This is a genomic window from Mesorhizobium sp. M0833 (assembly GCF_040319905.1).
In the GTDB taxonomy this organism is placed as follows: Bacteria; Pseudomonadota; Alphaproteobacteria; order Rhizobiales; family Rhizobiaceae; genus Mesorhizobium.
Genome location: NZ_JAMYOQ010000003.1, coordinates 60528 through 83959 on the forward strand (window position 1 = coordinate 60528; position 23432 = coordinate 83959).

Genomic DNA, 23432 nt, shown 5'->3' on the forward strand with positions numbered 1-23432 from the left:
CCGGTCGGCACACCAGGCGCTGTCATGGCGTGGCATTACTCGCTTCAGGGAAAAATCGCCACCCCGGCATGGTCTAACCAAAGGTCAGACCGTTGAACCAGGCGAAGGCGTCGGATCAATGCGCCGTTTGCTTGGCGCCTTCTTTCATCAGCCGGTCGATATGCATGCGGATATGCGCTGCCTCGGCGGCGGTATTGGCAAGCGCGATGGCGCGGTCGAAAGCGACGCGCGCCTCCTCGCCGCGGTCAAGCTGCATCAGCAGTCCGCCTTTGAGGCCGAAGAAATGGAAATAGCCGGAAAGCCTTCCCTCCAGCGGCTCGATCATGGCGAGTGCGGCTTCCGGTCCACGCACCTTGGAGACCGCGACGGCGCGGTTGAGCGTCACCACCGGCGACGGCTGCATCTGCTCGAGCAGGCCGTAGAGCAGGTCGATCTCGTTCCAGTCCGTATCCTCGGGCTTTTCCGCCCGCGCATGCAGTGCGGCGATCGCCGCTTGCACCTGGTAGGGACCGGGCTTGCGATGGCGCAACGCCTTATCGACCAGCGCCAGGCCTTCATCGATCATCTTGCGGCTCCACAGGCTGCGGTCCTGGTCTTCGAGCAGCACGATCTCGCCGTTCTCGTCGAAGCGGGCAGGCGAGCGTGCATGCTGCAGCAGCAACAGCGCCGTCAGTCCCATGATCTCCGGCTCGGTCTGGAACAGCCTGAGCAGCAGCCGGGCCAGCCGGATCGCCTCTTCGCAAAGCGGCGCACGCGCCGATGCCTCGCCGCTATTGCTGGAATAGCCTTCGTTGAAGATCAGGTAGACCATGGCAGCGACGGCGGCGAGCCGTTCGGAGCGCTCGACCGCTCCCGGTGTCTCGAACGGCACCCCGGCGTCGGCGATGCGCGCCTTGGCGCGCGTGATACGCTGCTCCATGGCGCTCTCACCGACGAGGAAGGCGCGCGCGATCTGCTTGACCGTCAGGCCGGAGACGATGCGCAACGCCACGGCGATCTGCTGTGTGGCCGGCAGGTCTGGATGGCAGCAGATGAACAGCAGCCGCAAAATATCGTCACGGTAATGCGCCCCGTCCAGCCGCTCGGCGACGTCGCTCTCGGCATCTTCCAGGTCGGAGATCTGGTCCTCCTCCGGCAGCGGCGCCTGCTTGGCGCGCTTGCGCACCGCATCGATGCCGCTGTTGCGGCCGACGAAGATCAGCCAGGCGGCCGGATCGCGCGGAGGACCGTTTTTCGGCCAGTTGTTCAGTGCCCTCAGGCAGGCGTCCTGGAATGCTTCCTCCGCCGCGTCGAGGTCGCGGAAATAGCGCAGCAATGCCCCCATCGCCTGCGGGCGAGCGGTGCTGATTGCCGTGCTGATCCAGGCGAGTTCGGTCATGCGGAAACCTTGGCGGGATTGAAGAGCGAGACCGGCCGGATTTCGTAGGAGCCGCCGCTCGGGTTGACCTCGGAAAGCTCGCGCGCGAAGTCGACGGCCTCATCGAGGTCGGCGCATTCGAGCGTGTAGAAGCCGAGGAACTGTTCCTTGGTTTCGGCAAACGGGCCGTCAATGACGATCGATTCGCCCTTGACCTTCCTCAGCGTCGTCGCCGCGGTCGTCGGCAAAAGCCGCGCCACCGGGCCAAGCCGGCCCGCCTGGGCATATTTTTCCTGCACACCCAGAAGTTTTTCCATGACGGCATCGTCCTGCTCCTTGCTCCAGGAGCAGACGACGTCTTCAGAGGCATAGCAGAGGATCGCGTAGAGCATGGTTCGTCCTTTTCTCTGTCAAAGGACGAAACACTAGGACCGATGCCGACATGGCGTCGACAAAAAAAATACGCTGCGGTCCGACGTCAGCTCTCTCTCGCCTTCAGCCATCTCAAGACCAGGGCCTCCTCGTCGTCGAGCCCGGCGACCGAGCGCTTGCCTTTGTTGGCATCCGCCATTTCGTCAAGCAGCCGTCCTTCCGACCAGGCACGGAACACTTCTGGATGGATGTAGCATTGGCGACAGACCGCGCGTGTGTTGCCGAGCCGCTCGGCAACCTTGTCGATGACATTGTTCATCACCCGCTTTTGCTGCGCCTGGCTTTCGGGACGTTCGGTTTGGGCAAACAGCGACGCGGCATGAATGGTGCCGCCCCAGGTTCTGAAGTGCTTGGAGCTGAACTCCGCTCCGGCGTTTTCCCTGATATAGCGGTTGACGTCGTCTGAGCGCACCGGATGCCTGTTTCCGTCCTCGTCGAGATACTGAAACAACTTCTGCCCCGGCAGGTCCTGCGCTCCACGCACGACCTTGGCAATCCGGCGATCGACAAGCTTCAATCTCCATTCCTTGCCGGATTTGCCGACGAAGGCAAAACGCAGGCTTGAGCCCCTGATGTCGACATGGCGGTCCCGCAGCGTGGTCAGCCCAAAACTCTTGTTGTCGCGTGCATAGGCGGCATTGCCGACACGGATCATCGTGTTGTCGAGCAACCAGACTATAGCCGCCACGACGCGTTCCAGCGGCAGGCCGTGACGGCGCAAATCGACGTCGATCTGCCGCCGCAGTTCGGGCAGGCCTTCGGCGAAGGCGACCAGGCTCGAATATTTGACGCCGTCGCGCTCCTCGGCCCAGTGCGGATGATAGCGGTATTGCTTGCGCCCGCGCTGGTCCCGACCGGTCGCCTGGATGTGACCGTCGGCATCCGGCGAGATCCAGACATCCGTCCAGGCCGGGGGGATGGCGAGCGCCTTGATGCGTGCCAGCGCCTCCCCGTCGACAATCCGCCCGTCGGGTCCTTTGTACGAGAACCCCTTGCCCGAACGCAGCCGGCGAATACCGGGTTCAGTGTCGATGACATAATTGAGCGAGGCCCGAACGGCCGAGGCTTGCGCGCCGTTCTCCGGCGCTCCATTCTGCCGCACCCCGTTCTTTGGTGCAGCTTTCCTCACAGCCGATTGGCCAGACGACGATCCGGATTTGTCCAGCATGTCCTCTCCACGGAATTTCCGTAGATAAGCCGCTTGCCGGCTGCGGGTTCCACCGCCTCTTGATCTCTTGGTTCCAGCCTATCGCCGCCGCCGTGCAACGAAGACGTGCGTCATCACGCCTTTTCTAGGACGACCGGTATGACGTCGACCGCCTGTTCGCCGACCTGCCCGCCCGTGGTTTTCAACACGCCGACGATCGGCGCCACATCGGAGTAGTCGCGGCCGTAGCCGACCGTGATATGGTCGTTGCTTGCCCGCATGCCATTGGTCGGATCGAATTCCTGCCAGCCGGCATCGCGTCCGCACCACACCTTGACCCAGGCGTGCATGGCGTCGGCGCCTTCGAGCCGCGGCTTCCCGCGCGGCGGGATGGTGCGGAGGAACCCGCTGACATAACCCGCGGGAATGCCGAGGCCGCGCAGGCCGGCGATCATGATGTGGGAAAAATCCTGGCAGACGCCGCGCTTCAGGCCGAAGGCGTCGCTGGCCCGCGTCTGCACGGTGGTCGCCTCGCCGTCATAGGTGAAATCGCGGTGAATGCGGTTGCACAGAGCCATGGCCGTGCCGACTGTCGAACTGCCGGCACTGTCTTTCGCATAGGCAGTGATTGCCGGGTCGATGCCGGCATGATCGCTGGCGGCCAGAAAGTGATGCGGCGACGCCGGCGCCAGCGAGTGCACGGCGCCGAGTTCTTCCCTCAGCCGGCGTATGTCCGGCGATACGTCGAGCCCGGGCTCCGGCCGCGATACAGAAACACGCGCGCTCATCCTGATGTCGAGCGCATCATGCGCGTCACGAAAGGCGATCGAGGTGACACTGTTGCCGAAAAAGTCGGAAAAGTCGGAGCGTTCGCTGGGCGCCGGCACAAAGGACAGTGAAGCGGCGACGACGCGCTGCACGCCAGGGATGGTCGGCGGCAGCACGCGCACCTGATGGCGGCCGCCGCCGGCCGCCGCATCATAGTCGTAACGCAGGTGAAGCCTGATGTCGTAGAGCATGCTGTCTCTACCCGAAATAGGCTTTGGCGAGGCTGTTGTAGAGCCCGCCGATTTCATTGGCGAGATCGCCGAGGGCCTCGGCCGTCATGTCCGAGGGCTCCTTGATGGCGATCGACGTGTTGAGCTGCAGAATTTCCTTGGCCGCCGGCGACATATGGCCTTCAGCGCCGACGGAGGGCAGCAGCGCGATTTCGGCCTTCAGCCGTTCGAGCTGGAAAAGGATCGAGCGCGGGTTGAGCGGATCGAGCGCCAGAAGGTCGACCACCGTGCGCCGCCCCGCCTGCACCGGATATTGCCGACGGTGCGTCATGACGCTGTCGCCGATCTCCAGCATCATGTCGAGTGCGCCTTCAGGCGCCTGGGCTCTGGTCAGCCGGGCGAGCGTGCGGGCGATCTGGATGCCGCGTTCGAGCCTGCGGCCGATTTCGAGGAAACGCCAGCCGGCAAAGCGGTACATGTTCTCGTGCAGCAGGCCGGAAAACCCGGCCAGCTTGCGCAGGATCACCGTCATTGCCCTTGTCGCGTCATCGCCCGGCGCCACCGTCGCGGCAAATTGATGGATGGTCTTCGACAGATCCTTCAATGCCAGCCAGCCATCCGGGGAGAAACGGTCTCGGATCTGTCCGGCACTGTAGACGGCGCTGTCCAAGGTGCTGATGAGCCCCAATGGGATTGCCGTCTCGACATCGATGCCGAACGGCGCGAGATGGTCCCTGATATCGGCGAGCAGCGGCATCTCGGGATCGGATGTCTCGGCCAGCCGCACATGGTAGGCGCGCAGGATGCGCACCGTGTCTTCCGACCGCTCGATATAGCGCCCAAGCCATGTCAGGTTTTCCGCCGCGCGGCTGGGCAGGCTGCCTGGCAAGGTTCGGGTAAAGCTGTCGTGCTCCTGCGGCAGCAGCGTCTCGCGCTCCACCGGCCTGTCGCTGACCACCCAGACATCCGCCGCCTGGCCGCCGCGCTGCATGGCGATGGCCGTCGGGTCGAGCGAAAAGCCGACACGGGCAAAACCGCCCGGCATCACGGTCCAGCCTTCGGGCGTCCGCGCCAGATAGACGCGCAGGCTTGCCGGCCGCGGCTCCAGCCAGCCGCCGACATAGACCGGGGTGGTCGATAGCGTCACCACTTCCTGGCCGACGAAGTCGCCGCCGTCCCGTTCGATCCGGGCGACGAGTTCGGCCCGCTCCTCGACCGACAGCGCTGACCCGAGCTTGGTCGAGCCGTCATCCTCGAAGGCAAGCCGCGTCGACAGCGCCGGGCCGATCACCATGCTATCGATATTGGCGAGCACATGCTCGCGCTCCGCCTCCTGCCCGCACCACCACGTCGCGACGGTCGGCAGCAGCAGCTCCTCATTGCGCAGTGCGCGCGAAATCTTCGGCAGGAAGGCGAGCAGCGCGCGTGTCTCCATCAGGCCCGAGCCAAGCGCGTTGACGGCCGAAACCGCCCCCTGCCGAACCGCTTCGACCAGCCCCGGCGTGCCGATCTGCGAGTCCGGCCGCAGTTCGAGCGGATCGGCGAAGGCGGCGTCGAGCCGCCGCCACAAGACGCTCACCGGCATCAGCCCCGAAACCGTGCGCACCATCAGCCTGCCGCTCGAGACAGTCAGGTCCTCGCCCTCGAGCAGCATGATGCCGAGATAGCGGGCGATATAGGCATGTTCGTAATAGGTTTCGTTCAGCGGTCCCGGCGTCAGGATGGCGACACGGCCGCCGGCTTGCTTGGCCATGCCGATCAGCGCATCGCGAAAACGGCGGAAGAAGCCGGCCAGGCGGTGCACATGCATTTCGCCGTAGATGTCGGACAGCGCCCTTGTGGTGGCGACGCGGTTTTCCAGTGCGAAGCCGGCGCCGGATGGGGCCTGTGTGCGGTCGCCAAGCACCCACCAGCGGCCGTCCGGGCCACGGCCGAGCTCGAAGGCGCAGAAATGCAGGAAATGGCCGCTGGCCGGCCTGGTGCCGACGACCGGCCGCAAATATTCCGGGCTGGCCGCGATCAATCCGGCCGGCAGAATGCCTTTCTCGACCAGACGGTTCGGCCCGTAAATGTCGGCGATGGTCTCCTCGAACAGATCGGCGCGCTGGACCAGGCCGGCGCTGATGTCAGCCCATTCCTGCTCCTCGATCAGCAGCGGCACATGCGCCAGGGGCCATTCCCGCTCGTTGGCGCCGGCCTTGTCATAGACGCGGTAATAGACGCCGGCATCGCGCAGGTATTGGTCGGCGCGGGCGAAGCGCTGGGCAAGCTTTTCCGGCCCCAGGTCCTCCAGCGCCTCGATGAAGTGCCGCCAGGCCGGCCGCGGATTGCCCGACGCATCGACCATCTCGTCGACCACGCCGTCGATCGGCTGGTAGTGCTCCAGCAGACTGTGGGTTTGCGGCTTGCTGCGCAGCCTTTTGTGATTCCCCTTCGCCATGGCTGATCAGAGTCTTTGCGGTCGCCGAAGGTCAAGGGTCATCGGGAAATCTTCAGAGGCTTCTTCGTTGCGCAGCACATAGCTGGACGGCGTATGGCCACGCGGCTCGAAGCGGGCGAGCCGCCGCGCCTCCGCTTCGTTGCCGTTGACGGGGAACGTGTCGTAGCTGCGCCCGCCGGGATGTGCGACGTGGTAGACGCAACCGCCGACCGCGCGGCCCGACCAGCGGTCATAGATGTCGAAGACCAGCGGCGTGTTGACCGGCAGCGCCGGATGCAGGCCCGACGCCGGCTGCCAGGCCTTGAAGCGCACGCCGGCCACCGCGATCTCGCGGTTGTCGGTCGCCTTCATCGGCACCAGGCGACCGTTGCAGACGACCGCGTGACGCTCCGGGTTGAGCCCCTCGGTCTTCACCTGCAGCCGCTCGACGGAAGAATCGACAAAGCGCACGGTGCCGCCGATCGCGCCTTGCTCGCCCATCACATGCCACGGCTCCAGCGCTTGCCGCAGCTCCAGCTTGATACCGGCATGCTGGACCTCGCCGCAGAACGGGAAGCGGAATTCGAGCTGGGCGTCGAACCATTCCGGACGGAATGCAAAGCCGTTCAGCTTGAGGTCGTCCAGCACATCGAGAAAGTCAGCCCAGACATAATGCGGCAGCATGAAACGGTCGTGCAGCGAGGTGCCCCAGCGCACGAAGCGGCCGTCGAGCGGGTTCTTCCAGGCCCGAGCGATGATGGCGCGCACCAGCAATTGCTGCGCCAGGCTCATGCGCGCGTTGGGTGGCATCTCGAAGCCGCGGAATTCGACCAGCCCGAGCCGGCCGGTCGGCCCGTCCGGCGAAAACAGCTTGTCGATGCAGATTTCCGAGCGATGGGTATTGCCGGTCACGTCGGTCAGAAGGTTGCGGAACAGCCGGTCGACCAGCCACGGCAGGGGTGCGGCGCCCTTGTCCGGATGCGGCACCTGCGCCATCGCGATTTCGAGTTCGTAGAGCGAATCGTGGCGTGCCTCGTCGAAGCGCGGCGCCTGGCTGGTCGGGCCGATGAACAGGCCGGAGAACAGATAGGACAGCGACGGATGCCGCTGCCACTGCAGCACCAGGCTTTTCAACAGGTCGGGGCGGCGCAGGAACGGACTGTCATTGGGCGTTGCGCCGCCCACGACGACGTGGTTGCCGCCGCCGGTGCCGGTATGGCGGCCATCGATCATGAACTTGTCGGCGCCAAGCCGCGTCTGCCGCGCCTCCTCGTAGATCGCCGTGGTCGTCGCCACGCAATCCTGCCAATTCGCAGCGGGGTGGATATTGACTTCGATAACGCCGGGATCAGGTGCCACACGGATGACGTTGAGGCGCGGATCGTGCGGCGGGCCGTAACCCTCGATATGCACAGGCAGGCCAATAGCCTTTGCCGCGTTCTCCGCCGCCGCGACCAGTTCGAGATAGTCCTCCAGCGCCTCGACCGGCGGCATGAACACACAAAGCCGTCCGTCGCGCGGCTCGACCGCCCGCGCCGGGCGCCCGCCGCCGCCGATCTCGGTGATCTCCTGTTCGACACGGTCCTGCTGGCCGGTGGCGGCCGTGAAGGAAACGGCCTGCTGGCGTCGCGCCATCTCCTCGGCGCCTTCCAGCTCGGCCGGAGCGGGCGAAGAAACAGAACCGGGCAAGATCGCCTCACGCGCCGGCAACGATCCGCGCGGCAGCGATGGATCGACGGGCACGATGTAGGGGAACTGCGCCGGCGGCACGTAAGGCAGCGTGCCGAGCGGCAGGCGGTAACCTACCGGTGAATCTCCCGGCACCAGGAACAGCCTGCCGCGCCGCGTCTTCCACTTCTCCGAGCGCCAGCGCGGTCCTGACGCCTGGCTGTTCCAGCGCTGGACAGGCAGCACATAGCCCGACGGCTTGGTCAGCCCGCGTTCGAACACCCGCGCCATGCGGCTGCGCTCCTCCGGGTCCTCCAGCTTCGAATTGGAAGGATCGACGTTGTCAGGCAGCTTGCCCTCCTTGAGCAGCCATTCGGCGGGATCCTCATAGGCTTCGCTGACCATCGTCTTGTCGATGCCGAGTTCGTCGGCAATCGCGGTCAGGAGGCTCTCGGCCTGCATCGGTCCGACATCCGCCTCGCTCTTTTCATGCGCGATCAGCGACGGGTCGCTCCACACCGGCTCGCCGTCGGTGCGCCAGTAGAGCGAGAAGGTCCAGCGCGGCAGGCTTTCGCCGGGGTACCACTTGCCTTGCCCGTAATGCAGGAAGCCGCCCGGCGCGAAGCGCTCGCGCAGCCGGCGGATCAGCGCATCGGCCTTTTCGCGTTTGGTTGGCCCGACGGCGGCGGTGTTCCACTCTGCAGCCTCGAAATCGTCGATCGAGACGAAGGTCGGCTCGCCGCCCATGGTCAGCCGCACGTCGCCGGCCTGGAGCGCGGCATCGACCTCGACCCCCAGCGCGTCCAGCGCCTGCCAGCTCTCGTCGGAGAACGGCTTGGTAATGCGCGGATGCTCGGCGATGCGGTCGACCCGCATGTCGAAGCCGAACTCGACATTGGCGAAGCTCGCCATGCCGGAGATCGGCGCGGCGTTGCGGAAATGCGGCGTTGCCGCGAGCGGCACATGGCTTTCGCCGGTGAGCAGGCCGGAGGTCGGGTCGAAGCCGATCCAACCGGCGCCCGGCAGATACACCTCGCACCAGGCATGGAGGTCAGTGAAATCGGTCGCCGTGCCGGGCGGCCCGTCAAGAGCGACGAGGTCGGGCTTCAGCTGGATCAGATAGCCGGAGACGAAGCGCGCGGCGATGCCGAGGTTCCTCAGTATCTGCACCAGGAGCCAGCTCGAATCCCGGCACGACCCCTTGCCGGCGGCCAGCGTTTCCTCGGGCGAGAAGACGCCGGTTTCCATGCGCACGATATACGCGATCTCGCGCTGCAGCCGCGCATTGAGGTCGACGACAAAATTGACGGTGTTGGTCGGGTGGCGCGCGATGGTTTTCAGGAATGCCTCCAACAGCGGCCCCGCCGGTTCCGGCGTCCGGTAGATGGTCAGATCGTCCCTGATCTCTTCGGGGTATTCGAACGGAAACGTCTCGGCCGAGGGCTCGACGAAGAAATCGAACGGATTGTAGACCGTCATGTCGGCAACGAGATCGACCTCGATCTTCAGTTCCGTCACCGGCTCGGGAAAGACGAAGCGGGCCAGGAAATTGCCGTAGGGGTCCTGCTGCAAATTAACGAAGTGATTTGCCGGCCCGACCTTCAGCGAATGGCTGAGCACCTTGGTGCGGGAATGCGGCGCAGGCTGCAACCTTATGACTTGCGGGCCTAATACGACCGGCCGGTCGTATTTGTAATGGGTCAGGTGATAGACGGCTGCCAGAATTGCCATGGTGCCCCTGAAGTCGGCGTTTCAAAAGGAGTTCGCTGAACCCTGACACGAATGCTGAGCATTCTCCAAGCAGAGATGTTGCGCTGCACCTAAATTAAGCAGCTTTCATAGCTCACGAAACGGAGCGCCGACCCCGGGATTCCGCAGTGTGGCGGCAACACGTTGCAACGCTGCAGAGCCGAAGGCCGGCGGGTCAGCACCGGGCACTGTCCCGCCGATATCGATGATCGGCAGCACACGCGATGCTTGGTCGATAAGAAGCTGAAAGAAAAACCCGCCTCGGTGGGCGGGTCGTCGGCGCCGATTGGCACCATAGCGAAATTAGTAGCATAGCTGCCGGAACAAAGCAAGAACAAAATGTGGCATGGTCGACGAAAGTTGCCGATCTCCCGCTTTGCGAGGGGAGATACCAGTTACGGGCATCCTGGAAGCGGAGCCTGAACCCTAAAAGAACGCCTGCAACCCGGTCTGCGCCCGTCCGAGGATCAGCGCATGCACGTCATGCGTGCCCTCATAGGTGTTGACGGTTTCCAGGTTCTGGGCGTGTCGCATGACGTGGTAGCCGATCTGGATGCCATTGCCGCCATGCATGTCGCGGGCCTGGCGGGCGATGTCGAGCGCCTTGCCGCAATTGTTGCGCTTGACGAGCGAGATCATCTCCGGCGCCATCTTGCCTTCATCCATCAGCCGCCCGACGCGCAGGCTGCCCTGCAGGCCGAGCGCGATCTCGGTCTGCATGTCGGCGAGCTTCTTCTGGAAAAGCTGCGTCCCGGCCAGTGGCTTGCCGAACTGCTTGCGATCAAGGCCATACTGGCGGGCGCGGTGCCAGCAATCCTCGGCCGCGCCCATCGCACCCCAGGAGATGCCGTAGCGCGCCCGGTTGAGGCAGCCGAACGGTCCTTTGAGACCCGAGACATTGGGCAGCAGCGCATCTTCGCCGACCTCGACGCCTTCCATCACCACTTCGCCGGTGATCGATGCGCGCAGCGACAGCTTGCCGCCGATCTTCGGTGCCGACAGCCCTTTCATGCCCTTTTCCAGGACAAAGCCGCGAATCTGGTTGTCATGCGCGCCCCCAGTTTCGTCGGACAACTTTGCCCAGACGACGAAAACATCGGCGATCGGCGCGTTGGAAATCCACATTTTCGAGCCGGAGATCCTGTAGCCGTTCGCGGTCTTCTCGGCCCGCGTCTTCATGCCGCCCGGGTCGGAACCGGCATCAGGTTCGGTCAAGCCAAAGCAGCCGATCCATTCGCCCGACGCCAGCTTCGGCAGGTATTTCCTGCGCTGTTCTTCCGAGCCATAGGCATGGATCGGATACATCACCAGCGACGACTGCACGCTCATCATCGAGCGATAGCCGGAATCGATCCGCTCCACTTCCCGCGCGACCAGCCCGTAGGTGACGTAGTTGCCGCCGAGCCCGCCATATTCCTCGGGGATGGTAATGCCGAGCAGACCCGCCTCGCCCATTTCGCGAAAGATCCCGGCGTCGGTCTTTTCCTCGAGGTAGGCTTCCTCGATCTTCGGAGCGAGCTTGTCGGCTGCAAACGCCGCGGCGCCATCGCGCACCATGCGCTCGTCCTCCGAAAGCTGGTCCTCGATCAGGAAAGGATCATCCCAGACGAATGCGTTCTTGTCGGCGGCCATGGCTCTCGGTCTCCCAAACTCATGCATGTCGCCCAAAGCTTGCCCGCGGGCCTGACCCGAGGGTGTTCGGCAGCCTGGAGATAACGACATGCATCGAAACAGAAATCTTGAAACGCGCGGCTTATCGGCTCCCGTCCTGAAAAAATCAAACGAAATAGCTTCGCCGATCCATGAGCATTGGTGATGGATCATCAATGTCGAGCGCCGCCGTCTGACCTGCCATAGCCCGGCTCGCGAAATTATTTCCGCTTTAACGCATCGGCCAACGCGGCGCCGAACGCGCCCTGCTGCGCCGGCTGCTCCGGCTGGCGTTGGGGCGCCGGCGCGCGCGGCACCGCCCTGCTGCCATTGTCGCGTGGCTTCGGTGCGCCACCGTCGCCATCCTTGCGCATCGACAGGCCAATGCGCTTGCGCTTGATATCGACGTCGACGACACGCACCTTGACCACGTCGCCGGCCTTGACCACCTCATGCGCGTCCTTGATGAACCGATCAGCCAGTTGCGAGACGTGCACCAATCCGTCCTGATGCACGCCGATATCGACGAAGGCACCGAAGGCCGCGACATTGGTGACGGTGCCTTCAAGCTGCATGCCGGGCTTCAGATCCTTGATGTCGTCGATGCCATCGGCAAAGGTCGCGGTCTTGAAGCCGGGGCGCGGATCGCGGCCGGGCTTTTCCAGCTCCGCCAGGATGTCGCGCACCGTCGGCAGGCCGAAGCGCTCATCGACGAAGACGCGCGGATCGAGCGCCTTGAGTGCGGCGCTGTCGCCCATCAGAGAGCGAACGTCGCGCCCGCAGGCCGCAACGATCTTCTTGGCCACGCCATAGGCTTCCGGATGCACGGCGGAGGCATCGAGCGGCTCGCTGCCGTCGGGAATGCGCAGGAAGCCGGCGCATTGCTCGAACGCGCGGGGTCCAAGGCGGGAGACCTTCAACAGCTCGCGGCGGTTTGCGAACGGGCCGGTCGCGTCCCGGTGCGCAACGATCGCCTCGGCCAGCGATGCGCCGAGACCCGAAACCCGCGCCAGAAGCGGCGCTGACGCCGTGTTGAGGTCGACGCCGACGGCGTTGACCGCATCCTCGACCACCGCTTCCAGCGAGCGGCCGAGGCGGTACTGATCGACGTCGTGCTGATACTGGCCGACGCCGATCGACTTCGGCTCGATCTTGACCAGTTCGGCGAGCGGATCCTGCAGGCGCCGGGCGATCGACACCGCCCCGCGCAGCGACACGTCGAGGCCGGGAAATTCCGCCGCCGCCGTTGCCGAGGCGGAATAGACCGAGGCACCGGCTTCGCTGACGATCACCTTGAGCGGCTTCGGCCCGGACCCGGCAGGCATGTCAGCCAGCATGTCGGCCACCAGCCTTTCAGTCTCGCGGCTGCCGGTGCCGTTGCCGATCGAGATCAGCTCGACCTTATGCAGCCGGATGAGCTTGGCCAGTTCGGCCTGCGTGCCGCGGACATCATTCTTCGGCGGGAACGGATAGACCGTCGTCGTCGCCAGCAGCTTGCCGGTGCCGTCCACCACCGCCACCTTGACGCCGGTGCGAATGCCCGGATCGAGGCCCATCGTCGGCCGTGAGCCGGCAGGGGCGGCAAGCAGCAAATCCTTGAGATTGCGGGCGAAGACATGGATCGCTTCTTCCTCGGCCCGTTCACGCAAGTCCCGCATCAGATCGAGCGTCAGGTGCAGCGACAGCTTTATGCGCCAGGTCCAGCTGGCTACTTCCATCAGCCAGCGGTCTCCCGGCAACTGGCGGCCGATGGCATAAGCATCGGCAATCATCCGCTCGACCGGCTTCACCGGCGAGGCATCGTCGGCATCGACCTCGATGTCGAGCGACAGAACCTCCTCGTTGCGGCCGCGCAGCATGGCCAGCGCGCAATGGCTCGGCACGTTGGCCCAGCGCTCTACATGGTCGAAATAGTCCGAAAATTTGGCGCCGGCCTCCTGCTTGCCGTCGACGACGCGCGACCGCAGGAATGCGCGTTCCTTCATATAAGTCCGCAATCTGCCGACCAGGTCGGCATTCTCGGCGAACTGCTCGGACAGGATGTCGCGCGCACCCTCGAGCGCTGCCTTGGCGTCTGCCACGCCTTCGCTGATGTAGGCCAGCGCCAGCTCGGCGGGCATGGCCGTACGGTCGGCGAGAATAGCTTCCGCCAGCGGGCCCAGCCCACGCTCGCGCGCGATCTCCGCCTTGGTCCGGCGCTTCGGCTTGTAAGGCAGGTAGATATCTTCGAGTTCCGCCTTGGTCACGGCAGCAGCGATTTTCGCTTCAAGCTCCTCGGTCAGCTTGCCCTGCTCGCGGATCGAACCAAGGATGGTGTCGCGGCGCGCGTCGAGTTCGCGCAGATAGGCGAGCCGCTCGGCAAGATCGCGCAGCTGCGTGTCGTCGAGGCCGCCGGTGACCTCCTTGCGGTAGCGCGCCACAAACGGGACTGTCGCGCCGTCGTCCAGCAAACCGATCGCCGCCGCAGCCTGTTCGGGCCGCGCGCCGATTTCGGCGGCTATGATGGTTGCGATGCGCTTGATGTCGGATGCCATGTCCTACCTGTCGTTGGTCGAAAAGAGCAGCGACCATAGGCGGAGACGCCCGCTGCGCCAACCGCAGCGTTTTCAACCCGCTGAAAGGTCCACAGGAAAGCTGCATGAGCGGTACAGATCGGATCAGACCATCCGGCTCAGCGCCTCGAAGAAAGAAATCAAATCCAGATCGAGCGGATCGTCGACCGGTACCGGCTGCGACGACATCTTTGCGATTACCATTTCAGCCATCGGATTGACGTAAAGCCACTGGCCGTGGATGCCGATGCCGCAGAAGGCGCCGCTTGCCGCGCCCGTCTGGTACCATTTGTTGCGATAGCGGCCACGCGGAAACAGGGACGCCATCGTGCCGCGCCGCCATGCCTCGGCGTCACCGCCGGTTTCGGTCGTGTCGCGCATCCAGGCTTCCGGCACGACGCGGCGGCCATTGGCCACGCCGCCTTGCCGCATCATCTCGCCGACGCGCGCAAGGTCGCGCGGTGTCACCGAAATGCCGCCGGCGGTACGCGCCGTGCCTTCCATGTCGACTGTCACCGAGGCGTCGCCGACGGCGCCGAGCGGCTCCCATAATTTCTCGCGCATCAGATCGGCGAAACGCTGGCCAGACGCGCGTTCGAGCAGGATGCCGAGCAGGTCGGAATTGGGCGAAAGGTAGCGGAACGTCCGGCCATGCGGCTCGGTCAGGCCCTGCAGCGTCGTGAGGAAAGTGGCCAGGCTCTCGGTGCCCCCGCCTGGATTCCACAGCATTGCACGGCGATAGCGGGCGAAGGCGCTTTCCGGATCGAGATAGGCCTCTTCGAAATCGAGGCTGACACTCATGTCGAGCACGTGCCGCACACGCGCATCGCCATAGGCCGAGCCGACGGCTTCGGTCAGGTAGCGGCTTACCGGAGCCTGCGGATCGAAAATCCCCTCGCCTTCCAATATGCCGGCAACAATGGCGGTCAGCGACTTGCTGATCGAAAAGACGATGTGGCGCTCACCGAACTCCATATGCGGTGCAAACCAGTCGCCGACGAATTTGCCGGCTTTCATGATCGTCAGCGCGTCGGTATCGGAGCGCGCGAGAAACGCCGCGACAGTCTCCGCGCCGCCTGCAAGGGCGACCTTTTCGCCAAGTAGCCCGCCGAAATCCTGCGCCGGCGCCTCGCTGCTGCCCGGCCTTGCCGTCACGGCAGCGCTCGGCACCAGTTCGCCGACATTCTGGAACGACCACCGGCTGAACGGGCTTTCCCGCCAATTGCCGAGCAGCACTTGGTTTCGGGCAAAGCCATACCTGGTCTCGAACGCGGTCTTGCCGGTCATAGCGTTTCCTTCAGGATCTTTTGGCCGAGTTTCAGGCGAGCGCCGCGGCGATGGCGTGCACCGCTTTCAGCGTCGCCACAGAATAGGCGACGTTAGTGAAATCCGGATAGCTCGAAAGCTTGACCACGACCATTTTCGTATCCCAGTCGATGTGGATCAGCTGCCCGAACACGCCACGGCACATCAGCGCCCGCGAGCGCGGATCCTCGATCCAGAACTGGTTGCGATAGCTGCCTTCCGGCAGGCTGGGGCTGAAGTCCGGCCCATGCCTGCCGTTGCGCGTCGCCTCGATCCACTCGGCCGGCACGACGCCGCCGCCATTGTCGAGGATCAGCTGGCCGAAGCGGCCATAGTCGCGCAGCGTGGCGTTGAAGCCGCCGTCGGCAACCGCATAGCCGGCGCTGTCTACGGTGAAGCAGGCACTTTCATCCGCGCCGAGCTTTTGCCAGAGCTCTTCCGAGACCAGCTGCGCCAGGCGCTTGCCGCTCACCCGTTCCATGATGAAGGCAAGCACGTCGGTCTCGATCGAGCGGTATTCGAAGGCAGCGCCGTGCGGCCGGCTCTTTTCCTTGAGCCCCAGGATCAGTTCGAACATATGCGATGGCCAGCGCAATTCCGGATCGCAGTCCGGCGGCACCGGCTTCCAGCCGGTGGCGACATCGACCTGGCCGATGTCGGAATAGGGGTCGGTGTATTCCTCGGAAAAGCGCACGCCGCTCGTCATGTCGAGCACATGCTGCACGCTGGCGCCTGCCCAGCCGGTCGCTTCCAGCTCCGGCAGATAGGTGGTCACCGGCAAACCCGGATCGATCAGTCCGCGTCCGACCAGAATGCCGAACACCGAGGCCGTGACCGACTTCGCCATCGACTGTGACAGATGCAGCGTGCGCTCGGTCATGCCGTTGAAGTAGCGCTCATAGGCGACCTTGCCGCCCTTCAGCACCAGGAAGCCGTCGGTGTAAGTCTCGTCAAGCAGTCCAGCCAGCGTCGTCGGCTGCCCCATGCTGTCGCCCACCGGCAGCACGTCGAGATCGACCTCGGCTCGCTCCAGCCTGTGGCGATGGCCATTGCCGCGCCAGACCTCGACGGTCGGCAGGATTTCGCGAATATGCTGGAACGCCCAGCGGTTCCATGGCGGCCGGTCCCAGTCGAGCTTCGGCGGCACCATCCGCGGCGGCGAACCCTGCATGATCGGCGGCGCCGGTTCGCTGTTGCGATAAGAAATCATAGGCAGTCCGATCGCCGGGAAAAGGCCCGGCGGCAATTGCCGCCGGGTTTCGTCCGGATGTGGATTACTTCTGCAGTTCGGTCCAGATCTTGCTGTAGATGGCCTGCACTTCCTCTGAACACAATTTTTGCAGCTCGCCATGCGCCTTGACGTCATCCGGGATGATGACTTCCGGCGCATCCTTCATATCGGCTGGCATGTACTTGTCGGAACCGGCAATGCCGTTGGCGTAGCGGTGGAATGCGGACAGGCCGGCGGCGTTTTCCGGATCCATGATGAAGTTCTGGAACAGCTTGGCGTTCTCGACATTCTTTGCGTCCTTCAGGACCATGACATTGTCGCTCCAGAGGCCAAAACCTTCCTTGGGATAGAAATAGTGGATCTTGGGATTCGCCAGCCGCTGGCGCAGGGCAGAGCCGTTCCAGTCGCTGGTTGCCTTGAAATCGCCGGCGCCCATTTTCTCGATGGTATTGTATTCCATCGCGATCCAGTTCGGCTTGGCAGCAACCAGCGTGTCACGCACCTTCTTCAGCGTTTCCTTGTCGCTGGCGCATTGCGCGCCGCCGACATATTTGGTCGCCGCGAACATGACGTCGTTCATTTCCGGCACGACGTTGACCTTGCCCTTCAATTCGTCGGGTGTGTTGAAGATGACGCCCCAACTGTCCGACGGCCCCTTGTAGACATCGGTGTTCACCACGATGCCCACCGTGCCCCAGGCCCACGGCACGGAATATTTGCGGCCGGGATCGAAATCGGGATTGGCCCATTCTGGCGCCACGTTCTTGAAGTTCTCCATCTCGCCGGGATCGGTCTCCTGCACGAGGCCTTCCTTGATCCAGATCGGCACGAAGGTTTGCGAAGGCACCGCGATGTCGAAGCCGGTGCCGCCCTGGCGAACTTTGGCCAGCGCCGTATCGTTCGAATCGTAATCGGTGATGGTCACCTTGACGTTGTATTTCTGCTCGAACTTTTTGATCACATCGGGGCTGGTGTAGTTGCCCCAATTGTAGATGTTGAGCTCACCGTCGGCGCGAGCAAGGCTCGTCGAGGCGAGCAGCGCCAGCCCGATGGCGGTCGCCGTGGTCTTCCAGTTCATGGTCTTAGCTCCCATTTTCATGTTTAGTCCCGCTTCCTGCTGATGAAGAAAAACAACGTCACGATGGCGACCGACAAGAGCAGGAACACGGTCGATATCGCGTTGATCTCCGGCGTTATCCCTCGACGTATCTGGCCAAGCATGTAGGTCGGCAGCGTGTCCTGGCCGCCCGATTTCACGAACTCGGTGATGACAACATCGTCGAGCGAGATGACGAAGGCCAACATCAGTCCCGCCAGAATGCCGGGCCACAGCAGCGGCAATGTAATGCGCCTGAACGTCTGCCACGGCGTCGCGTAGAGATCGGCGGCGGCGCGCTCCAGCGTCAGGTCCATGTTCTCCAGCCGCGCCCGGATCGGCAGATAGGCAAAGGGAATGCAAAACGCGGTATGCGCGGCGATCAGATAGCCGAGCCCCGAATAGCCGGTGAATATCTTTATGCGCGAAAAAAAGATCAGCAACGCCACGCCAGTGACGATCTCGGGCACCATCAAAGGCTGGTTGATGGCGGCATATTTGAAGGTCAGGCCGGGATAGGGCGGCGTGCGCGTGGTAGCGAGCGCCGCCATGGTGGCGAAGACGGTGGCCAGGATCGCCGCCGTGGCGCCGATCTGAAAGGAGCGCAAGGTGGCGTCTATGACTTGCGTGTTCTGCCACGCCGACTGGAACCATTTGAGCGAAAAGCCGCCCCATTCCGACGTCGAGGTCGCGGCGTTGAAGGCATAGACGACGAGCACGACGATCGGCAGATAAAGCACGACGAAGCAGGTGGCGGCGATCGCGGTAAAGCCGGACTGATGCTTGATGGAGAAGCTGCTAGCCATGACGCATCTCCGATTGTCCGGCATTGCGCACATAGGCAAGCAGCGCCACCATGACGATGACCATCACGGCGATCGACAGCGCCGAGCCGAGCGGCCAGTTGCGGCCTTGCCCGAACTGCAATTCAATCAGGTTGGAAAGCATCATGTTCTTGCCGCCGCCCAAAAGGCTCGGCGTGACATAGGCGCCCAGCGCCGGGATGAAGACGAGGATCGAGCCAGCGACGACGCCGGGCTTGACCAGCGGGAAAATGATGCGTCTGAGCACCTGAAAGCGTGTCGCATAAAGATCGTAGCCGGCTTCGACCAGCCGGAAATCGAGCTTCTCCATGCTGGCATAGATCGGCAGCACCATCAGCGGCAGATAGACATAGGCCATGCCGATAAGGATCGCCGTGTCGGTGAAGAGTATCTGGATCGGCGCGGAGATAATGCCGAGCTTGAGCAGCACCGTGTTGATCAGCCCTTCGTTGCGGATGATCTGCAGCACGGCGAAAGTGCGGATCAGCAAGTTGGTCCAGAACGGTATGGTGATCAGGAACAGCCAGAGATCGCGCGTCTTCTCGCTGCGTGTTGCCATGAAATAGGCGGTAGGAAAACCAAGGACCAGGGTGGCGAGCGTGGTCACGATGGCAAGCTTGATCGAGCGCCAAAAGATGGTGACATGGGCAGCGGCGAGCGACAGCGTGTCGTCGAAGATGTCGCGTTCCATGAACACCGAAATCCACGCCTCCGGCGAGAATTGCCACTTCACGTCGCCATAAGGGCCGGGCGTCAGGAACGAATAGACCAACACGATCAGCAATGGGCCGGTCGCTGCCAGGAAGATGATCAGCAGGGCTGGCGCCGACAGCAGCCAGCGGTCGCGGATGTCGCGCCGTTCGGCCGCCTTGGCGACTTCTTCCGCGCTCACCATCAATCCCTCAGCACTTGCGCGGCGTCGTTGCCGATCGAGACGCCGACCTTGTCGCCCCGCTCGAAACCGCAGCCTGCGCTGCGCGTGTTCTGCTGGCGCACGGTGAAGGCTTCGCCGCTATCCAGTTGGACATGAATATGCGTGTCGGTACCGAAATAGACGATGTTTTCGACGGTTCCGGAAAGATCGCCCTTGCCGCCGGTCAGCTTTGCATGTTCCGGCCTGACCACCAGCGTGGCATTCGCCTTCGGCTGGAAGCCCTCAGCCACCGTCGCGTCGATCGTCGCGCCGGATTTTAGTGTCGCGCGCGCCTTGCCGTTGCCGATGCCGGTGATGGCCGCGGTCAGGAAATTGGTTTCGCCGATGAAGTCGGCGACGAAGCGCTCGGCCGGCTTGTCATAGATGTCCCAAGGCGTGCCGACTTGCAGGATCTTGCCGGCTGACATCACCGCGATGCGGTCCGACATGGTCAGCGCTTCTTCCTGGTCATGGGTGACGAAGATGAAGGTGATGCCGGTCTGGTGCTGCAGCCGTTTCAGTTCGATCTGCATTTCCTTGCGCAGCTTGTAGTCGAGCGCCGACAGCGGCTCGTCGAGCAACAGCACTTTCGGCTGCGGCGCCAGCGCGCGCGCCAGTGCGACACGCTGCTGCTGGCCGCCGGAGATCTGGCTGGTGCGGCGGGCACTCAGCGCCTCCATCTTGACCAGCTTCAGCATCTCGGCGACGCGCGCCTTGATTTCGGTCTTTGGCTTGCCCAGCATCTCAAGGCCGAAGCCGATGTTCTCGGCCACCGTCATGTGCGGGAACAGCGCATAGGACTGGAAGACGGTGTTGACCGGCCGCTTGAACGGCGGCAGCGGCGCGATGTCCTGGCCATGCAGCAGGATTTCGCCTTCGCTGGGGAAGTCGAAGCCGGCGATCAGCCGCAGCAGCGTTGTCTTTCCGCAGCCCGACGGTCCTAGCAGCGTGAAGAACTCGTTCTCGCGGATCGACACCGAAACCGTGTCGAGGGCGGCGACTTGTGCGTCCCCGATACCGAACACCTTGCGGACGCCGCGAACCTCGATTGCACTCTTACCCGGTTGATCCGGCACGCATTACCCCATTCTCATGTCCGCTCTTGATGGCGGATCCAGTTCCCATTCGATTGTCAGCATATGCCGGTCGGCTTGGCAACCGTGCATCTGGGCCTCGGTTCAAAACGCAAGCTCCGTGCCATCGTCAGCGCCATCATCAAACCTGATAAGTGATCTTGCCGCCGCAGATGGTGCTGACCGGATGCAGCTTGTGCAAGGAAGCCGGTTCAGTTGCCTCGATATCGGCCGACAGCACCACCAGATCGGCCAGATAGCCTGGTTTCAGCCGGCCCTTACGGTGCTCCATGAATTCGGCATAGGCGCCTTCGACCGTGTAGCCGGCAAGCGCCTCGATCAGCGAGAAGCTCTGGTCGGGGTCGCCTTCTGCCCACGGTTTGCGCAGCATCGCCGCCTGAATGCCCAAGATCGGGTCGACCCGCGACACCGGCCAGTCGGAAGCGAAAACGACATGCGCGCCCGCCTGCTTCAGCGTCCGCCAGGCATAGCTGAGCGGCCATCTTTCGCGGCCGATGCGCGAAAGCGTCGGTTCCAGCGGGAAGTCCATGGCGCCGGGCGGGTGCGGCGGCTGCATCGAGGCGATGACGCCAAGTTCGGCGAAGCGTGGCACGTCGGCGCCGGTGATGACCTCGATGTGCTCGACGCGGTGCCGGCTGTCGCGCCTGCCGTTCTTCCGCCGCGCCGCCTCGTAGCCGTCCAGAACCGCGCGCACCGCGCCGTCGCCTATCGAATGCACGGCGATCTGCAGGCCGCGTCGGTCGGCCTCCAGCGCCACCTCGGCGAAATGCTCCGGCGTGAACAGCGGCTCACCGCGCCAGCCCGGCCGGTCGGCATAGTCATCGACCATGACCGCGGTCCAGCCTTCCAGCACGCCGTCGTAAAACATCTTGACCATGCCGGACGACAGCCATTCCGACCGGTAGGCGGAGGCCATCCTCGACGCTTTTTCCAGCCTGTCGAGCGTCATGAAGTTCTTGAAATGAAAAGGTATCTTGGTCCGGCAGAGCAGCCGCCCTTCCTGCTCCAAACCGGCAATCAGCTCGAGCTGGTAGAGGTTGCCGTCCATGTTCTGGATCGAGGTGATGCCGTGGCGGGCGCACCATTCCAGCCCGCGATACATCAGGTCGCGATCGGCCGCGACTTCGGCGGCGGAAGGATAAGGGTCGGGCTCGCCGCCTGTCGCAAGGCCGAGCCGCACCCGGTTCTGCCCGGAAAGCTCGAGGATCGGCCCGAACGCCTCGCCCTCGCGCAATTCGCCGGCCGCGAGGCCGTCGGCGCCCATGACGATCTCGTTGCCGGGACCGAGTTGCCTGCCGTGCAGGATGCCGGCCAGCTCCAGCGCCTTGGTATTGGCCCACATCGTGTGGTGATCGGAAGCCGACATCGCGAACGGCCGATCGGCGATGATGCGGTCGAGATGGTGGCGGGTGACCGGCTCTTCTCTGGACAGGATGGTGTAGTCGACGCCGGCCCCAAGCAGCAGCTTGGCGTACGGTCGTGCCGCCGCGTAGGCGCGGATCGCGTCGCTCAGCGCATCGAAGCCATGCACGCCCTGAAGGTGAAGATTGTCGAGCTCGGCCGCGCCGCCGAAAAGATGCATATGCGCTTCGATGAAGCCCGGCACCACCGAACCGCCTTGCGCATCGATAACCTTCGTGGCCGGCCCTTTCAGCGCCTCGATCGTCCGGCGATCGCCAACCGCCAAGATGTTGCCGTCCTCTATCGCCACCGCCTCGGCCGCCGGATTGCCTTCGTCCATGGTCAGCACACGGGCATTGGTGACGATCAGGTCGGCATTTGAACTCATGATTACCCGCGGTTCGGTTGCGCTGCCGGCAGGCTAGACGACCGGCTGCCGGGCCAGCAAGCCATGGCTGGTTGGCCCAGCGCCTTGTGAAAGGCAGTGCAGGACGGTTAGGGTCGCCGCGTCTCACCACGGAACAATTTCATGAAGACTGTTTTTTCGCCTCTCCATGCCGGCCATTCCGGCAATGTCGAATTGATCGCCGGCGCCATCGTGCCCGCATTTGAAAAGCCTTCGCGCGCCGAGTTCATCAGGGCGCGGGTGGAGAGCGAAAAACTCGGTCCGATCCTGCCGCCGGAAATCCAGGACCTCGCCGCCGCCAGGAAGGTGCATGCCAGCGACTACATCGATTTCCTGCCGAGCGTGTGGCCGCTCTGGGAAGCATCGGGCCGCAGCGGTTCGGCCATTCCCTTCACCTGGCCGACGCGCGGCCTGCGCGGCGACGTGCGCCCGAAAGGCATCGATGCGCTGCTCGGCTTCTACTCCTTCGATGGCGGCGCGACATTCGTCAAAGGTACATGGGACGCGATCAAGTCGTCCTATGACGTCGCGCTGACCGCCGCCGCGTTGGTCAAGGCTGGCGAGCCTTCGGCCTTCGCGCTCTGCCGACCGCCGGGGCACCATGCCGGCGCAGCCTTCATGGGCGGCTATTGCTTCATCAACAACGCCGCCGTCGCCGCGCAATGGTTCCGCGACCATGGCGCCGGGCGCGTGTCGATCCTCGACGTCGATTATCACCACGGCAACGGCACCCAGGAGATCTTCTATCGCCGCGGTGATGTGCAGGTGCTGAACCTGCATGGCGATCCGATGACCGAATATCCCTTCTTCCTCGGCCATGCCGACGAACGCGGCGAGGGCGACGGCGAAGGCTTCAACGACAATTACCCGATGCCCTTCGGCACCGGCTGGGAGGTGTGGAACGCCTCACTCGAGGACGCCTGCACGAGGCTTTCGGCTTATGCTCCTGACGTCGTCGTGGTTTCACTCGGCGTCGACACCTTCGAGAAGGACCCGATCAGCCAGTTCAAGCTGAAAACGGGCGACTATCCCAGGATCGGCCGCCGCATCGCCAGGCTCGGCCTGCCGACGCTGTTCGTCATGGAAGGCGGCTACGCCGTCGAGGAGATCGGCATCAACGCCGTCGGCGTGCTGACCGGCTTCGAGGACCGCTAGAGGCGCTGCCGGTGCCCGCAACTCATATGGCGCAC

General features: G+C 63.9%; 16 protein-coding genes. 1 reads left to right on the forward strand and 15 read right to left on the reverse strand.

Annotation, left to right across the window (positions count from 1 at the left end):
• Positions 1–115: 115 nt before the first annotated feature.
• The 15 genes from NKH98_RS04400 to NKH98_RS04470 all read right to left on the reverse strand — a co-directional run bounded on the left by NKH98_RS04400 (position 116) and on the right by NKH98_RS04470 (position 22224).
• Positions 116–1378, reverse strand: a complete 1263-nt coding sequence (locus tag NKH98_RS04400) for an RNA polymerase sigma factor (RefSeq protein WP_352896855.1) — start codon at positions 1376–1378, stop codon at positions 116–118.
• Positions 1375–1749 (reverse strand): YciI family protein, encoded by a 375-nt coding sequence (locus NKH98_RS04405; protein WP_254817007.1) that lies wholly within the window; start codon positions 1747–1749, stop codon positions 1375–1377. Before NKH98_RS04405 ends, NKH98_RS04400 begins: the two co-directional genes overlap by 4 nt.
• Before the next feature lie 86 nt (positions 1750–1835).
• Positions 1836–2957 (reverse strand): DNA topoisomerase IB, encoded by a 1122-nt coding sequence (locus NKH98_RS04410; RefSeq protein WP_352896857.1) that lies wholly within the window; start codon positions 2955–2957, stop codon positions 1836–1838.
• 113 nt (positions 2958–3070) lie between these two features.
• Positions 3071–3955 (reverse strand): transglutaminase family protein, encoded by an 885-nt coding sequence (locus NKH98_RS04415; RefSeq protein ID WP_352896859.1) that lies wholly within the window; start codon positions 3953–3955, stop codon positions 3071–3073.
• Positions 3956–3962: 7 nt separating this feature from the next.
• Positions 3963–6374 carry a circularly permuted type 2 ATP-grasp protein gene (locus NKH98_RS04420; RefSeq protein ID WP_352896861.1) on the reverse strand — a complete coding sequence of 804 codons (2412 nt, stop codon included), beginning with the start codon at positions 6372–6374 and terminating at the stop codon, positions 3963–3965.
• Between the two features lie 6 nt (positions 6375–6380).
• A complete protein-coding gene (locus NKH98_RS04425; protein WP_352896862.1) occupies positions 6381–9752 on the reverse strand; it encodes a transglutaminase family protein in 3372 nt (1123 codons plus the stop codon).
• 444 nt (positions 9753–10196) lie between these two features.
• Entirely contained in the window at positions 10197–11402 is a 1206-nt protein-coding gene (locus tag NKH98_RS04430; RefSeq protein WP_352896863.1) for an acyl-CoA dehydrogenase, read from the reverse strand.
• Between the two features lie 239 nt (positions 11403–11641).
• Positions 11642–13954 (reverse strand): Tex family protein, encoded by a 2313-nt coding sequence (locus tag NKH98_RS04435; RefSeq protein ID WP_352896864.1) that lies wholly within the window; start codon positions 13952–13954, stop codon positions 11642–11644.
• Positions 13955–14077: 123 nt separating this feature from the next.
• On the reverse strand, positions 14078–15259 hold the full coding sequence (locus NKH98_RS04440) for a serine hydrolase domain-containing protein (RefSeq protein ID WP_352896865.1): 1182 nt from the start codon (positions 15257–15259) through the stop codon (positions 14078–14080).
• A gap of 31 nt (positions 15260–15290) precedes the next feature.
• Entirely contained in the window at positions 15291–16487 is a 1197-nt protein-coding gene (locus NKH98_RS04445; protein ID WP_352896866.1) for a serine hydrolase domain-containing protein, read from the reverse strand.
• Positions 16488–16551: 64 nt separating this feature from the next.
• Positions 16552–17586, reverse strand: coding sequence for an ABC transporter substrate-binding protein (locus NKH98_RS04450; protein WP_352896868.1), 1035 nt, complete (start codon positions 17584–17586; stop codon positions 16552–16554).
• 23 nt (positions 17587–17609) lie between these two features.
• On the reverse strand, positions 17610–18410 hold the full coding sequence (locus NKH98_RS04455) for an ABC transporter permease (RefSeq protein WP_352478301.1): 801 nt from the start codon (positions 18408–18410) through the stop codon (positions 17610–17612).
• Positions 18403–19323: an ABC transporter permease gene (locus tag NKH98_RS04460; protein ID WP_352896869.1), complete on the reverse strand. Its 921-nt coding sequence runs from the start codon at positions 19321–19323 to the stop codon at positions 18403–18405. The genes NKH98_RS04455 and NKH98_RS04460 overlap by 8 nt, the downstream gene beginning before the upstream one ends.
• Positions 19323–20417, reverse strand: coding sequence for an ABC transporter ATP-binding protein (locus tag NKH98_RS04465; RefSeq protein ID WP_352478297.1), 1095 nt, complete (start codon positions 20415–20417; stop codon positions 19323–19325). Before NKH98_RS04465 ends, NKH98_RS04460 begins: the two co-directional genes overlap by 1 nt.
• A 139-nt stretch (positions 20418–20556) precedes the next feature.
• Positions 20557–22224, reverse strand: a complete 1668-nt coding sequence (locus tag NKH98_RS04470) for an amidohydrolase (protein WP_352896870.1) — start codon at positions 22222–22224, stop codon at positions 20557–20559.
• Between the two features lie 141 nt (positions 22225–22365).
• Between NKH98_RS04470 and NKH98_RS04475 the strand changes: the two genes are divergently transcribed.
• Entirely contained in the window at positions 22366–23397 is a 1032-nt protein-coding gene (locus NKH98_RS04475) for a histone deacetylase family protein (protein ID WP_352896871.1), read from the forward strand.
• Positions 23398–23432 lie beyond the last annotated feature (35 nt).